At 74.3% G+C, this 14169-nt stretch carries 11 protein-coding genes; 6 read left to right on the forward strand and 5 right to left on the reverse strand.

Annotated elements, in window-relative coordinates; translation table 11 throughout:
* Positions 1-310: 310 nt before the first annotated feature.
* Complete coding sequence (locus tag ACIOC1_RS31845) at positions 311-820, reverse strand: NUDIX hydrolase (protein WP_401857550.1); 510 nt, start codon at positions 818-820, stop codon at positions 311-313.
* A 188-nt stretch (positions 821-1008) separates the two neighbouring features.
* On the opposite strand from ACIOC1_RS31845, the gene ACIOC1_RS31850 reads away from it, so the two are divergent.
* Positions 1009-2151 carry an O-antigen ligase family protein gene (locus tag ACIOC1_RS31850; protein ID WP_401857553.1) on the forward strand — a complete coding sequence of 381 codons (1143 nt, stop codon included), beginning with the start codon at positions 1009-1011 and terminating at the stop codon, positions 2149-2151.
* Between the two features lie 106 nt (positions 2152-2257).
* Here the strand turns inward: ACIOC1_RS31850 and ACIOC1_RS31855 are convergent, their stop codons facing one another.
* Complete coding sequence (locus ACIOC1_RS31855; RefSeq protein ID WP_355343913.1) at positions 2258-2809, reverse strand: hypothetical protein; 552 nt, start codon at positions 2807-2809, stop codon at positions 2258-2260.
* 46 nt (positions 2810-2855) lie between these two features.
* Positions 2856-3617 (reverse strand): aspartate/glutamate racemase family protein, encoded by a 762-nt coding sequence (locus ACIOC1_RS31860; protein ID WP_391050165.1) that lies wholly within the window; start codon positions 3615-3617, stop codon positions 2856-2858.
* 344 nt (positions 3618-3961) lie between these two features.
* Between ACIOC1_RS31860 and ACIOC1_RS31865 the strand changes: the two genes are divergently transcribed.
* Positions 3962-5119 (forward strand): glycosyltransferase, encoded by a 1158-nt coding sequence (locus tag ACIOC1_RS31865; RefSeq protein ID WP_401857669.1) that lies wholly within the window; start codon positions 3962-3964, stop codon positions 5117-5119.
* A 69-nt stretch (positions 5120-5188) separates the two neighbouring features.
* Here the strand turns inward: ACIOC1_RS31865 and ACIOC1_RS31870 are convergent, their stop codons facing one another.
* The gene (locus ACIOC1_RS31870; protein ID WP_401857557.1) at positions 5189-6517 is read right to left on the reverse strand and encodes a TerD family protein; all 1329 of its coding nucleotides are present in this window, start codon (positions 6515-6517) and stop codon (positions 5189-5191) included.
* Positions 6518-6712: 195 nt separating this feature from the next.
* On the opposite strand from ACIOC1_RS31870, the gene ACIOC1_RS31875 reads away from it, so the two are divergent.
* The 4 genes from ACIOC1_RS31875 (at position 6713) to ACIOC1_RS31890 (ending at position 11479) form a co-directional block, all read left to right on the forward strand.
* Positions 6713-7345 (forward strand): DUF6643 family protein, encoded by a 633-nt coding sequence (locus ACIOC1_RS31875; protein WP_355343905.1) that lies wholly within the window; start codon positions 6713-6715, stop codon positions 7343-7345.
* Positions 7346-7398: 53 nt separating this feature from the next.
* Positions 7399-8226 (forward strand): MOSC N-terminal beta barrel domain-containing protein, encoded by an 828-nt coding sequence (locus ACIOC1_RS31880; protein ID WP_355343902.1) that lies wholly within the window; start codon positions 7399-7401, stop codon positions 8224-8226.
* Between the two features lie 93 nt (positions 8227-8319).
* A complete protein-coding gene (locus tag ACIOC1_RS31885; RefSeq protein ID WP_355343899.1) occupies positions 8320-8949 on the forward strand; it encodes a hypothetical protein in 630 nt (209 codons plus the stop codon).
* Between the two features lie 118 nt (positions 8950-9067).
* Positions 9068-11479, forward strand: a complete 2412-nt coding sequence (locus ACIOC1_RS31890) for a right-handed parallel beta-helix repeat-containing protein (RefSeq protein ID WP_355343896.1) — start codon at positions 9068-9070, stop codon at positions 11477-11479.
* Here the strand turns inward: ACIOC1_RS31890 and ACIOC1_RS31895 are convergent.
* Entirely contained in the window at positions 11449-14019 is a 2571-nt protein-coding gene (locus tag ACIOC1_RS31895; RefSeq protein ID WP_401857562.1) for a hypothetical protein, read from the reverse strand. The two genes, ACIOC1_RS31890 and ACIOC1_RS31895, sit on opposite strands and share 31 nt — an antisense overlap.
* Between the last annotated feature and the right edge of the window lie 150 nt (positions 14020-14169).

Genomic DNA, 14169 nt, shown 5'->3' on the forward strand with positions numbered 1-14169 from the left:
CAGTTGAGGACGAGTTGAGGCCGCCGTGCCCAATGCTTGAGCCAGGCCCTTCAGCTGAGTAGTCGATGTAGTCGATTGATTAGTCGATCAGTGCGGTGAAGGCAAACAAGCTTGGCGGTCTTCCGCCACCCAACGGGGGTGTGGCGTGAAGATCGGCTCGATGGCATACGCCTCGGGTCCCGGCGGCCGATGGCCGGGACACGCGCGGTGCCTCCCCTGGGCGAGGCCCGGGTTCGGAACCGGCACGGGGCGGCTCCGCACCTGGGCCTCGTTCGTACCCCCGCGCGGGCCGGTGTCCTCGGTGCGGCTGTTACGGGGCCGGGTATCCGGTGTGCGCCGCTCCCGGAGCGGTGGCGGGCGCGAACCACGTGGGGTCGTCGCGCAGCGCCATGTCGATCCGGCCGCGGGCGATCGGGCCGAGCGGCGGCAGTTCGTCCAGCGCGAACCAGCGCACGTCGAGCGATTCGTCGTCGTTCACCCGTGCCTCGCCGCCGACGGCCCGACAGCGCAGCACGATGTCGATGTACTGGGCGCGGTCGCCGTTGTCGTACCTCACCGGCTCGTTGGTGAAGACGCTCAGCACCTTCTCGACGACGGCGTGCACCCCGGTCTCCTCCTCGATCTCCCGGACGGCCGCCTCGGCGGGCTGCTCGCCCGGGTCGGGGATGCCACTGATGAGCGCCCATTTTCCGGTGTCCGTACGGCGGTTGAGCAGGATCCGGCCGCGGTCGTCGAAGACGACGGTCACCACACCCGGCAGGAGCAGCAGGGTGTCCCCCGCCTTCGCGCGGATGTCTCGGATGAATTCGGGAATCGCCATGCCCAGAGCGTACGAGAACGACGGTGAACGCCACACCAGCACCAGGTTTCCCACGTGGTGCCGGGTTCCCGTACGACGTATCCACAGGTCGGGGTGTCACCCGTTACGGTGGCGACAGACAGCGCCCACGCGGGGAACGCGGGTGTGACGGTACCCCGTCGCGCCCGGGTGGCAGGGGGTACCGGGGGATGGACACGACGGCCGGCGGGACGCCGGGCGCCACGCGTACGAAGCCGGCCGGAGCGCCGCGCCCGCCGCGGCGCGAACCGCGTCCGTACAGCGGCACCACCGACGCCGTCGGCATCGCCCTCCTCGTCTGCTGCGGCGTCTGGACGCTGATCGCCGCCGCGGGCCGCGCCGCCCGCCCCGAGGGCACCCTGCTCGCCATCCTCGCGGTCAGCGCCGGATACGCGGCCGGCCGCATCCTCGGCGCGCTGCTGCCGGTGCTCGCGCCCGCCGTCGCGGCCGTGGCGGTACTCGCCCTGGTCCTCGTCCCGCCGAGCCGGCTGTCCGCGCACCCCGACGCGCCGCCGCTCGGCTATCCGAACGCCGACGCCGCGCTGCTGGTCCTCGCGGTCGGCGCCGCCTGCTGCGCCGCGTGGGCGGTCCGGGGCAAGGGGTGGCGGCTCGGGCTGCGGCTCGTGGCGGCGGGCGCCGCCGTCACCGCGCTCGCGCTGGGCTCGGCGGCGGGCTTCGCGGCGGGGATCGCCGTCGTCCTGTACTCGCTGGCCGCCGCCCGGATGCGGCGACGGCTGCTCGGCCTGTGCGGACTGGCGCTGGCCGCCGCGCTCGCCGTCGGCGGCAGCTACGCCGTCGCGGTCGACGCCCTGCCGTCGGGTCTGTCCGAATCGCTGACCGGCCAGCTCACCCAGCCGCGGGTCGAGCTGTGGCACGAGGCGATCGACCTGGCCGAGCGGCACCCGCTGCGCGGGGTCGGGCCCGAGCGGTTCACCGAGGAGAACGCCGGTCCGCCCGCGGACGCCACCACCGCCGTCGCCGCCTCACCGCCGTCCGCGCCGCTCCAGCTCGCCGCCGAGCAGGGCATTCCGGGCGCGGCGCTGCTCGCCGTCGCCTTCGGCTGGCTGCTGTACGCCCTGTGGCGCTCGCCGCGCCCCACCCCCGTCGTCCTCACCGCGGGCGCCGCCCTCACCGGGCTCGCCCTGCTCGCCACCGTCGACCACGTGCTCAGCTACGCCGTGGTCACGGCGGGAGCCGGTTTCCTCGCGGGCATGGCCACGGCCCGCCCTCTGCCGGACGACGGCTGCCCGCCGGTGGCCGGGTCGGCGTCCGGCCTCTTGCTGCCGGACGACGGATTCGGTCCACTGCGCTGACCGGGTGGCGCGGCCTCGGGGCCCGCCCCGAATACGGGTGCGGCCTCGGGGCCCGCCCCGGATACGGGTGTGCGGGCCTGGGCGTCTCCGGCCCGCGGGACGCGGGTCAGGCGCCGGAGGTGTGGCGGGCGGTGCGCAGCGTCAGCAGGTCGCGGATGGTGTCCACGGCGCCCTGCGCGTCGTCGACGGTGACCGTGAAGCGGCGCCCGCTGCCGAGGTCGATGACCAGGCCCTGGCCACGGCGGACGACGACCGCGGTGCCCTCCTCGGGGCGCCAGCGGTAACCCCAGCCGCCCCAGTTGCGCGGGCTGACCAGGGGCGCGAGCTGGGCGCCGCTGACCTGCTCCAGCGGGATACGGCGGCGCGGCACTCCGATGTGGCCGCAGCGCACGTCGACCGCGTCGTGGTCGACCCGGACCCTGACGTGCGTGAAGGCGACCGTGCCGAACAGCACCAGCAGTCCGACGGCCACGCAGCCCACCACGGACATCACCAGCGGGGCCAGGCCCGAGGCGGCGTCGGGGCCTTCCACGGCCAGCTCGATGCCCAGCGCCATGCAGGCGGCGCCACAGGCGGCGAGCACCCATTGCATGCGGTTACGGGCCCGCCCCGTCCAGACCTGGGGCGCGCCGCTCTCCGGCCGAGGAGGGTGCGTCATGCTGTGAAGGGTACTGGGATACCCACCAGAAGGCAGCCCTATGCACTCAGGCGGTGGCGGGTGTCACCAATGAGGCGCCTTCGGCGTACGCCAGCGCCGCCGCGGGGAGGGGGGCCGACCGGCCGTTGAGGACGACCTCGATCCGGCCGCCGCCGGTCGCCCGGGCGGCGGACCCCGCACGGCGCAGCGCCTGCGCGGCGACGGCGTCCGCCGAGCCGTACAGCACGGCGCCGGGGACGGCCGCGGCGATCCGGTCGGCGACGAGTTCGTAGTGCGTGCAGCCGAGCACGATGGCCCGCGCTCCGGCGGGGGTCAGCGCCGCGGCGGCGGCGACCGCGGCGGCCACGGCCGCGGTGTCGCCGTGCTGCACGGCGTCCGCGAGACCGGGGCAGGGCACCTCGGTGATGTGCGCGCCGTTGCCGAATTCCGCGATCAGTCCGCGCTGGTACGCGCTGCCCGTCGTCGCGGGCGTCGCCCAGATGGCGAGGGAGCCGCCGGCCGCCGCCGCGGGCTTGATCGCGGGCACGGTGCCGACGACCGGCACCGCCGGTTCGAAGGCGGCCCGCAGCGCGGGCAGCGCGTGCACGGTCGCGGTGTTGCAGGCGACGATCAGCGCGTCGGGCCGGTGCGCGACCGCGGCCCGCGCGCACTCCAGCGCCCGCCCGGTCACGTCCTCCGCGCCGCGCGGACCCCACGGCATTCCCTCGGGGTCGGACGACAGCACCAGATCCGCGTCCACCCGCAGCCGCCGTACGGCCGCCGCCGCCGCGAGCAGTCCGATCCCGGAGTCCACCAGTGCGATCTTCACCCCGCCACTCTAGCGACGCCCCCCGCCCCGCTGCCGCGTCACCACCCCCGACCCGCCCACGCCCCGATGCCGATCCCCGCACCGCCGGAGCCGCCGCCGCGCGTCGGTCGGGGGGGGTCGGCCCGATCCGCGTCGAGGAGGGGCGCGCCGGGTGGCAGGGGGCCGCGCCCGGGCGGATGAGGCCGCGGCCCGGACCGAGGCCGTCGCCGCCGCAGGCGGTGGGTATCGCAGTCGCCGGGCGGCCGTCGGCGGGCAGGGAGGCGGTCCGATCGGGCTTCGGGGAGGGCGGGGCGCGGCGGGTGGTGGGGGGTGGGTGCGGCAGACTGCGGGGCGTGACGGTGTTGATGGTGATCGCAGGGGTGTCGTTGCTGGCCTGGGTGTGGCTGGTGGTCGGGCAGGGGGGTTTCTGGCGGACCGATGTGCGGCTGCCGCGGCGGGGCGCGCTGGACGAGTGGCCGTCGATCGCGATCGTCGTGCCCGCGCGCGACGAGGCCGAGGTGATCGGGGTGAGCCTGCCGTCGCTGCTGGCCCAGGAGTATCCGGGCCACGCCGAGGTCTTCCTGATCGACGACGGCAGCACCGACGGCACCGGGGACCTGGCCCGCGCGCTGCACGACCGGCACGGAGGTCTGCCGCTGACGGTCTCCTCGCCCGGCGAGCCGCCGCCCGGCTGGACGGGCAAGCTGTGGGCGGTCCGGCACGGCATCACGCTGGCCGCCGAGCGCAGCGGCCCCGACTACCTGCTGCTGACGGACGCCGACATCGCCCACCGGCCGGACAGTCTGCGCGAGTTGACGGCCGCCGCGGTCTCCCGCGACCTCGACATGGTCTCGCTCATGGCACGCCTGCGCGTGGAGACGGGCTGGGAGAAGCTCATCGTCCCGGCCTTCGTGTACTTCTTCGCGCAGCTCTACCCCTTCCGCTGGATCAACAAGGCCCGCTCCCGTACGGCCGCCGCCGCGGGCGGCTGCGTGCTGATCCGCGCGTCGGCCGTGGCCGCCGCCCGCGTGCCCGACTCCATCCGGCAGTCGGTGATCGACGACGTGGCGCTCGCCCGCGCGGTGAAGCGTTCGGGCGGCAGGATCTGGCTCGGGCTCGCCGAACGCGTGGACAGCGTGCGGGCCTACCCGGACCTGGGCGAGCTGTGGCGGATGGTCTCGCGCAGCGCGTACGCGCAACTCCGGCACAATCCGGCGGTGTTGCTCGGCACGGTGCTCGGGCTCGCGCTGATCTATCTGGTGCCGCCGCTCGCGGCGGTCGGCGGCGCGATCGCCGGGGCCTGGCCGCTGTGCGCGCTGGGGCTCGCGGCGTGGGCGGCGATGGCGGCCAGTTACGTACCGATGCTGCGGTACTACGGTCAGCCGTGGTGGCTGGCGCCGACCCTGCCGTACACGGCGGCGCTGTATCTGCTGATGACCGTCGACTCCGCGGTCGAGCACTACCGCGGCCGGGGCGCGGCCTGGAAGGGCCGCACCTACGCGCGGCCCGACGCCTCCGTCTAGGGCGCGTCGGCGCCCAGCCCGTCGGCACGGAGCCCGTCGAGGCCCGCACCAAGTCCCTTCAGCCACGCCTCACTTGCGGCCCGGCGTCCAGTTCAGGCCCCAGCCGTACGCGTAGTCCGTCGTGCGCTGCGGGCTCACGCCGCGCCTGGGCACCAGATAGCGCGCCTCGCGCCGTACGACGAGGTCGTCGCCCTCGCGGACCAGCAGCGCGAGGGCGCAGACGTTGGACTGCACGGTGCACTCGTCGAGGACGAAGTCGACCGGGGCGCCGTACTGCGGCTGGAGCGTGACGGTGGCGTGCAGTCCCGCGAAGCTGCGGGCGCCTTCGTAGATCGTGACGAAGACGAGGATCCGCCGGAAGTGGGCGGTGTGGTCGAGGTTGACGGTCAGATTCTCGCCGGACGCGCTGCCGCCGGTGCGGTCGTCGCCGTCGAGCAGGATGAACGGCGGCTGGTAGAGCGAGCCGAAGGCGTTGCCGAGGGCCTGCACCACACCCTTGCTGCCGTCGGAGAGTTCGAAGAGCGCGCACAGGTCGAGGTCGACGCCGCCGCCCTTGCGGAACCGCCCGCCGCCGCGGGCCGGGTCGACCCGCCAGCTCAGATTGACCCGCAACGCGCCCGTCGCGCCGCCCTGTTTGGTGAGCGAGACCGCCGGCGCGTCCTTGGTGAGCGTGACCTTGGACAGCCGTACCGGCGCGGGTGCCGAAGCCGGAACGGGCGGCGCCATCGGGGCGGGTGGTGCGACGGGTACGACAACGGTCGGCTCCGGAGCGACGGCACGCGTCGCCTCGGGCAGAGGCTCGGACATGGGCTCAGGTACGGGCTCGGGTTCGGGCTCTGGCACCACCTCCGGCAGCCGCTCCGGCAGTTGATCCGCCCGCAGCCCGTACGCGGCGCCCAGCCCCGCGAGCCCGGAGCCGTACCCCTGCCCGACCGCCCGGAATTTCCAGCCGCCGCCGCGCCGGTAACACTCGCCGAGGACGTACGCCGTCTCCGCCGTGGCCCCCTCGCAGTCGAAGCGCGCGACCTCCGCTCCCCCGTCGGTGACGCGCAGCCGCAGTCCGGGGATCCGGCCGAAGGTGCCGCCGTCGGAGCGGGCGACGATCAGCACGGAGGTGACGGCCGTTTCGACGGACGCGAGGTCAACCGAAAGAGTGTCAGTGACCGTGCCTGCGGCCGGGTCCGGATCCGGCGTTCCACCAGCCGCGTAGCGCACCGCGCCGGAGGGGTGCACGGGTGCGGCGGCGTGCACCAGATCGTCCGCATCGCGGGCCCCGGTGTCCGCCACGAGCAGCGCGCAGACGTCGGCGCGCGGGATGCCCGTACCCGCCCGCCTGGTGAACTCCACCTGGAGGACCGCCGTGGGCAGCGGCATGTTCTCGCCCTTGCGCAGCGTCATCGGATGCCCCCTCGCACGTGCGCCGAGACGCCCGGTAACACCAAGGACGCACGGCTTTTACCTGATCACATCATGAGACGCTGACCGTTTTCCCCGGATTCGCTCATATTGGGGACAGGACCGCGCAACACGCAGCACAAACAACCCGCTAATCGGTCTCCCCAACGACCACATCGTGGGCTTAACTTATGGCTCATGAGCTCCCCCCGCGGTTCTTATGGTGGCGGCTACAGCGGCTACTACCCCTCGTCCTCGTCCTTCCCGGACACCCCGATCTACGACAGCCTCGTGGCCGAGCGAGGCACACCGCAGATCGCCCCCATCCGCGTGCCGTCCTACACCCCGTACGAGACAGGCACCGGATACAGCGGCTACCCCGGCAGCAACCTTCCCGCGCTGCCCGCCCTCCCGGCTCTGCCGTCGGGGCCGTCGGCCCCCTCGCCGCAGTACACCCAGCCGCAGCCCGCCGCGCAGAACGGCTACCCGACGCCCGCGTACCAGCCGCCGCCCGCGCCGTACATCCCGCAGCAGACCGCCGCCCCGCGCGGCGGCTTCAACGGGAACGCCTTCAACGGCGGCAACGGCGGCGCTTTCAACGGCGGCGGCTCCAACGGTACGGGCACCGGCAACGGTTACAGCAACGGCGGCGGGTACCCGGCGCAGCCGCCGCAGCCCTCCCCCTCCGGCTACGAGGCCGCGCGGCCGGTGCCGCCGCGTCCCGTACCGCCGCGGCAGGCGCCCGGCGGCCACCCGGAGGAGCAGTATCCGCGGCGCAATCTCGGCCAGGGTGTTCCCCCGGCCGCCGGAGGCGGTTACTACCAGGGCTGATCAGGTACCTCCCGGGCCGATCGGCCCGGCGCGCGTGCTGGCAGGATGGCGGTATGACCTCGACCGTCCTCAGCGCGCTGCACATCTACCCGGTCAAGTCGCTGCGTGGAATCAGCATGCGGACGGCGGTCGTGGAGCCGTGGGGGCTCACCGCTGACCGCCGTTGGATGCTGGTCGACCGCGAGCGGGGCAAGGCCGTGACACAGCGGGAACAGCCGCGTATGGCGCTGCTGGCCGCCGAACCCGTGGGGGGTGGCGGTCTGCGGCTGACCGGTCCCGGGCTGCCGCCGCTCGATGTCGCCGTGCCTGAACCGGGTCCGCTGGAGACGGTGACGCTCTTCGCCCACAAGATCGAGGTCGTGCCCGCGGGGCAGGCGGCCGACGACTGGTTCAGCGGGTATCTCGGCCGCCCGGTGCGGCTGATGCACATGGACGACCCCGCGGTCCGGCGGCCGGTCGACCCCGATTTCTCCGCGCCGGGCGACATGGTCAGCCTCGCCGACGGCTTTCCGCTGCTGGTGACCACGACCGCCTCGCTCGCCGCCCTCAACTCGCTGATCGCGCAGGGCGAGCGGGCCGAGGAGGGCCCGCTGCCGATGAACCGCTTCAGGCCGAACGCGGTCGTGGACGGCACCGAGGCGTGGGCCGAGGACGACTGGCGGCGGGTACGGATCGGCGAGGTCACCTTCCGCGTCCCCAAACCCTGCGGGCGGTGCGTGATCACCACCACCGACCAGGGCAGCGCCGGGCGCGGCAAGGAGCCGCTGCACACCCTCGGCAAGTACCGCAGGATCGGTTCGAGTCTTGTTTTCGGCCAGAATCTGATCCCCGAGAACCCCGGAACCCTACGGGTCGGCGACCCGTTGACCATCGTGGAGTAACGCGTCGCCGCGGCGCTCCCGCGACCCCCGCGGATCCACACGCATGAGTCGCGCCGTTTGCGGTAGTTGAACGGGTGTGAAGGGGGTCCGTCCATGAATCGCCAGAGTCGGCAGCGTCACCGCACACGGCTCAGGAAGTTCGGCTGGCGGTGGCGGCGCAATCCGCTGCGGCGCCGCTCCGATCTCGTCGAGGCATGGCTCGGCGTGGCCACCGTGGTGCTGCTCTGCGCGACCCCCGCGCTCGGCTGGTGGGCGGGCAGTTCGGTGGACCGGGCCCTCCAGCGGGTGGTGCGCACCGAGAACGCGCAGCGGCGGCTGGTCCCCGCCACCGTGCTGGATCCGCCGGACACGACGACGCCCGTGGTCGCCGACAAGGTCGGCACCGCCGATCCGCGCCGCGGCGATCTGCTGCGCTGGAAGTCCCCGGACGGCGAATCCGTCTACAGCGCGACGGTGCCCGGCGACATCGAGGTCTGGCGCAAGGGCGGTATCTGGCTGTGGACGGACCGCTCGGGCGAACTGGTCGCGCCACCGCTGGATTCGGCCACCGCCGCCACGCACTCCGTGCTGGCGGGCACCGCGGCCGCGACGTCCGCCGCCGGATTCCTGATGATCGTACGGCAGTTGGTGATGTGGCGGCTGATGAGCCGCCGGCTGACGAGCTGGGAGCGGGACTGGGCCCGCGTCGGCCAGGACTGGGGCCGCGCGGGAGCGGGCGGCTGAGCGGCGCGACGACCGGGCGGGACCGCGGGCGGACCGGTGTTCGTCAACAGCCGCCTTCCACGCACGCTACGGTGGGTCCCCGGTCAGCAGATGCAAGAGGTGGGGGCACAGCAGCCCGATGGCACATGGCGTGGTCCAGGTGACCAATCCGAACAGCTCGCGGTGGCGCCGCCGCACGGGCGAGTACGAGTCCCTGGCCGCCGCGGTCGAAGCGGCGGCGGACGGTGACATCCTCTCGGTGAGTTCAGGCACCTACCGGGAGAATCTGGTGCTGGACCGCGCGGTGACACTGCGCTGCGCCGACGGCGCCGGGACGGTACGGATCGCCCCGGCCTCGGGCGTGGCGCTGACCGTACGGGCCGCCGCGACCGTCCAGGACCTCGTGGTCGAGGGCCAGGACATCTCGGCCGCCGCGCTGCTCGTCGAGGCGTGCGCGCCCGAGCTGACGGGCCTGCGGATCAACACCCGTTCCGCCGTGGGCCTTGAGGTGCGCGACGGCGCCCGGCCCACGGTGCGGCAGTGCACGGTGGACAATCCGGGCGGCCTCGGGATCAGCGTGCTGGACGCCGCGGGCGGGCTGTTCGAGGAGTGCGAGGTGGTCGCCGCGGGCCAGAGCGGGATCGCCGTACGCGGCGGGGCCGCGCCGCGCCTCGAGCGCTGCCGGGTGCACAACACCTCGGGCTCCGGCCTGTCGGTGACCGGCGAGGGCAGCGCCCTGGAGGCGGTGGGCTGCGAGGTGTACGAGATCCGCGGCAGCGGTGTGCAGGTCTCCGCGCGCGCCTCCGCGCACTTCACCGACTGCCAGGTGCACCGCACGACCGGCGACGGCATCTCGCTGGACACCGACGGGGTGCTGGCGATGGCGGACTGCGACATCCACGACATCCCGGAGAACGCGGTCGACCTGCGGGCGCGTTCGGTGCTGACGCTGACCCGCTGCCAGGTCCGCCGCTTCGGCCGCAACGGCCTGTCGGTGTGGGACCCGGGCACCCGCGTGGACGCCAACCAGTGCGAGATCCACGACAGTACGGGCGACTACCCGGCGGTCTGGGTGAGCGACGGCGCCGTGGCCATACTGGATTCCTGCCGGGTCCACGACGTGCCGGACGCGCTCTTCGTCCTGGACCGGGGCTCGCGCGCCGATGTCGTGGACACCGACTTCTCGCAGATCCGCAACACCGCGGTGTCGGTGAGCGACGGCGCGAACGTCCAGCTCGACGACTGCCGGATCCGGGAGGCCGCCACCGGCGCCTGGTTCCGCGACCACGGCAGCGGCGGCACGCTCGCGCAGGTCACCATCGACGACACCGCGACCGGGGTGATCGTCACCAAGGGCGCCGACCCGGCGCTCGACCGCTGCACGGTCACCAACGCGGCCGAGTCCGGCATCTACGTCTCGGCCGAGGGCCGCGGCACCTTCACCGCCGTCCGGGTCACCGGCAGCCGCGGCTACGGCTTCCACATCATCGACGGCTGCCGGTCCACGCTGACCCGCTGCCGTACCGAGCGCTGCGCGCGCGGCGGTTACGAATTCGCCGAGCCGGGCCCGGTCACCGAGGACTGCACCAGCGACCGGGCGGCGACGGAGGCCGATCCGGTGCCGGTGCCCTCGGGCGCCGCGACCGTGCAGCAGGCCGCGGCGACACAGTCGTACGGGCTGCTCGGCGGTGTTCCGGAGCAGCGTCCGGTGGCCGAGACCGCGCCGCCCGAGCAGGTCGCGCGGGACAGCGACGACGTGCTCGGCGACCTGGACGCGCTGGTCGGCCTGGACAGCGTCAAGCGCGAGGTGCGCACGCTGATCGACCTGATCGCGGTCGGCCGCCGCCGCCAGGAGGCCGGTCTGAAGGCGCCCTCGCTCCGCCGCCACCTGGTCTTCACCGGCTCCCCCGGCACCGGCAAGACCACGGTGGCCCGGCTGTACGGGGAGATCCTGGCGTCGCTCGGTGTGCTCCAGCGCGGCCATCTCGTCGAGGTGGCGCGGGTGGACCTGGTGGGCGAGCACATCGGGTCGACGGCGATCCGTACCCAGGAGGCGTTCGAACGGGCCCGCGGCGGTGTGCTGTTCATCGACGAGGCGTACGCGCTGGCCCCCGAGGACTCCGGGCGGGACTTCGGACGCGAGGCGATCGACACGCTGGTGAAGCTGATGGAGGACCACCGGGACGCGGTGGTGGTGATCGTCGCCGGGTACACCGCGGAGATGGAGCGCTTCCTCGCCTCCAACCCCGGTGTGGCGTCGCGTTTCTCACGGACCATCACCTTCGGCGACTACACCGCGGAGGAGCTGCTGCGGATCGTGGAGTCGCAGGTCCTGGAGCAGGAGTACCAACTCGCGGACGACGCGGGCGAGGCGCTGCTCAAGTACTTCACCGCGATCCCGAAGGGTCCGGGGTTCGGCAACGGCCGCGCGGCCCGGCAGACGTTCGAGGCGATGGTCGAGCGGCACGCGGGACGGCTCGCGCAGGTCGAGGAACCCACGCACGAGGAGCTCCAGTTGCTCTACCCGGAGGATCTGCCGGAGCTGCCCTGAGCGGGCAGCGCGGTCGGCGCCGGGGCGGACTGTACGGCCCGCTCCGGCCCTGACCGCGCCAACTCGGCGAGCAGCGCCGTGCGTTCCTCGGCGAAGGCCGGGTCGGCCTGGAAGTCCGAGTGCCCGAGCACCGGTTCCGGCAGCGGGTGGTACAGACTGCGGCCGTACGCGACGGGGTCGAGCAGCGGACCCCGGTCGACGTACGGCCCGGCCGAACTGCCGTGCTCGCCCTGTGCGTTGGAGCGGGCGCCGAGGTGGACGGGGCCGCCGATCGGGTCGGTGCGGCGCCACAGATTGCGCCAGGCGTGCATGTCGTCGTGCAGTGCGCGCAGCCGGCCGGGCCCGAAGTGGGCGGGGAACCAGCGGCCGTAGAGCCGGGCCAGCGGACAGCCGTAGGTGAGCAGGGCGACGCGGGCGCGGGTGGCCGGGTCGAGCTGCCAGACCGCGGCGGCGGCCAGGACGCTGCCCTGCGAGTGGCCGGACAGGATGATCCGGCCGCCGGTGCGCCGCGTCCAGGTCTGGATCCGCCAGCTCAGGTCGGGCACCGCGCGCTCGGCGTAGCAGGGCGGCGCGAAGGGGTGCGCGGCGCGCGGCCAGAAGGTGCCGACGTCCCACAGGATGCCGACCGTGCGGCGCGCGGAGGCGTCGCGGTACGCCCGCCGTCCCAGCGCGATCAGTGCCACCACTCCGGCGCCGACCATCCAGGAGCCGAGCGCCTGCGCGGTGCCGGCGACCGCGTCGAGGACGCCCGGCGCCCCGGCGGCGGTCTCCCCCGGTGTGCGGCCCGAGCGCAGGGCGCCCACGAGAGCCCCGGCGCCCAGGGCGAACGACGCCGCGCACACCACGGCGATCAGCATCGGCGCGCTGTCGGTCAGCCCGGCGCGGGCGACGGTCCCGGCGATCTGCCGGGTCCTGGTCCTGTGGTGCGGCTCGTCCGGGTACATCCGCTCGACCTCCGCGCGCAGCTCCCGCTCCCGGCGCCGCAGCCGCCACATCACCGCGGCGGCGCACAGCAGGAGCACCGCGAGCACGGCGGGGATCACGGACGCCTCCCAGGTCAGCACGGCGGGCGGCCCGGCCAGCGAGCTGCCCTTCTCGCCGGGCGTCGGACCCCGGTCCAGCCAGTCCGCGCACCGCTGCGCCACCCCGCCGGTCAGCACTCCGCCCATCGCGCAGGCCAGCAGCGCGACGGCGGGCCCGGCGAGCCCGCGCAGCGCGACCCCGCGGTCGGCGGGCAGGCCGTCGGGGGCGTCGTCGTCAGGTGAATCGTCGGGCGCGTCGTCGGGCGCGTCGTCGGACCCGCGAGGGGTCGCGGACGTCGGCGCGTACTCCGGCGGAGGCGAGCGGTGCAGGAGCAGCGCCGTCACCGCGAGCGCGGCGATCAGCGCGCCCTGGAGCACGGTGAGCACGGTGAACGTCTGGGCGGCGGGCAGCCGTCCGGCGGAGGTCCAGCCGGGCCGGTGCCAGGCGCCGTAGACGACGGCCGCGGTCAGTGCCGCCGCCGTGCCGTTGAGCAGGACCCGCGTGGTGAGCCGGTCGGTGGTGTCGTCCACGTCGTTCTCGGTACGGCGGGCCCGGCACGCGGCGACGACGGCCGCCGTGCCGAGGACAGCGAGCAGCCCGGCGAGCGTCCAGCCGACCGCCGGGAGCGCCCGCCCGCCGTGCCCGTGGTCGTAGCGCAGGGCCGGGACGCACAGGGCGGCGGCGACGGTGAGCAGGCCGGCGGCGGTGTGGGCGGTGCGCAGCCGGGCGACGGACCGGCGGCCGTACCAGAATCCGGGCAGCGCGAGGGCGGGGGTGCCGGAGCCGGGCGGCGGGGCCTGCCGGTCGTTCGGGCGCTGCGACTCGTACGCGTACCAGGTGCGGTGGGACAGCCACCACAGCAGGCAGGTCAGGGCGAGCGGTGCGGTGGCGGCCAGTGCGAGGCGGCGGCCGGGCTCGCTCCACCAGCCGCCGCGCTCGACGGCCGCGAAGCCGAGCCACGCCTTGTCGCGGGCGCAGGCGGCCCGGCCCGCGCACTGCCACGCGACGATGTCGAGGGCGACTTCGCAGGCGGCGGCGACCAGCAGCACGGTGAGGGTCAGCGCGATCAGCCGGACGAGGACGTCGTAGGCGCGGCACAGCCGGTGCCGGGTGGACGGCGGGCGCATCCAGTGCGCCAGGTTGGCGATCATGAACGGCAGGAGCAGCAGCCACAGCGCGCGGCTGCCGTTGCCCGAGGTGAGGTTGGACCAGCAGTACGCCTCGGCCACCGGGCCGTCGCGGTGTTCCTCGGGGTGCTCCTCGGCGTCGGCGTCGCGGACGCGGCGGTGTATCCCGGCGATGTCGTCGCCCGCGACGCAGACGATACGGGAGTCGTCGAGCATGAGGGCGGGGGTGGTGCCGCCGACTCCGTGGACGAGGAGTTCCAGCGCGAGCGTCTCGCACGTACCGGCTTCGGGTCCGGTGTTCGCCTCGGGTTCCGCTTCGGCTCTCGCCTCCGCTTCCGCCGCCCGCGCGTCCGTTCCGCCTCCCGCTCCCGCTCCCGTTCGTGGTGACACTGCGTCCCCCGTCCCTCGCTGTTCCCTCCGGTGGTGCCCGCCCGGCCCGCGGGCAGCCGTCAGCCCGGCAGCCGTGCCGTAATCGTGATGTCGATGGTCGGAAGTCGTACCGGTCCGGTCATCTGACGTACACGCGATGTCGCCGCTCAT

Origin of the sequence: Streptomyces sp. NPDC088197 (assembly GCF_044741185.1) — a bacterium.
In the GTDB taxonomy this organism is placed as follows: domain Bacteria; phylum Actinomycetota; class Actinomycetes; order Streptomycetales; family Streptomycetaceae; genus Actinacidiphila.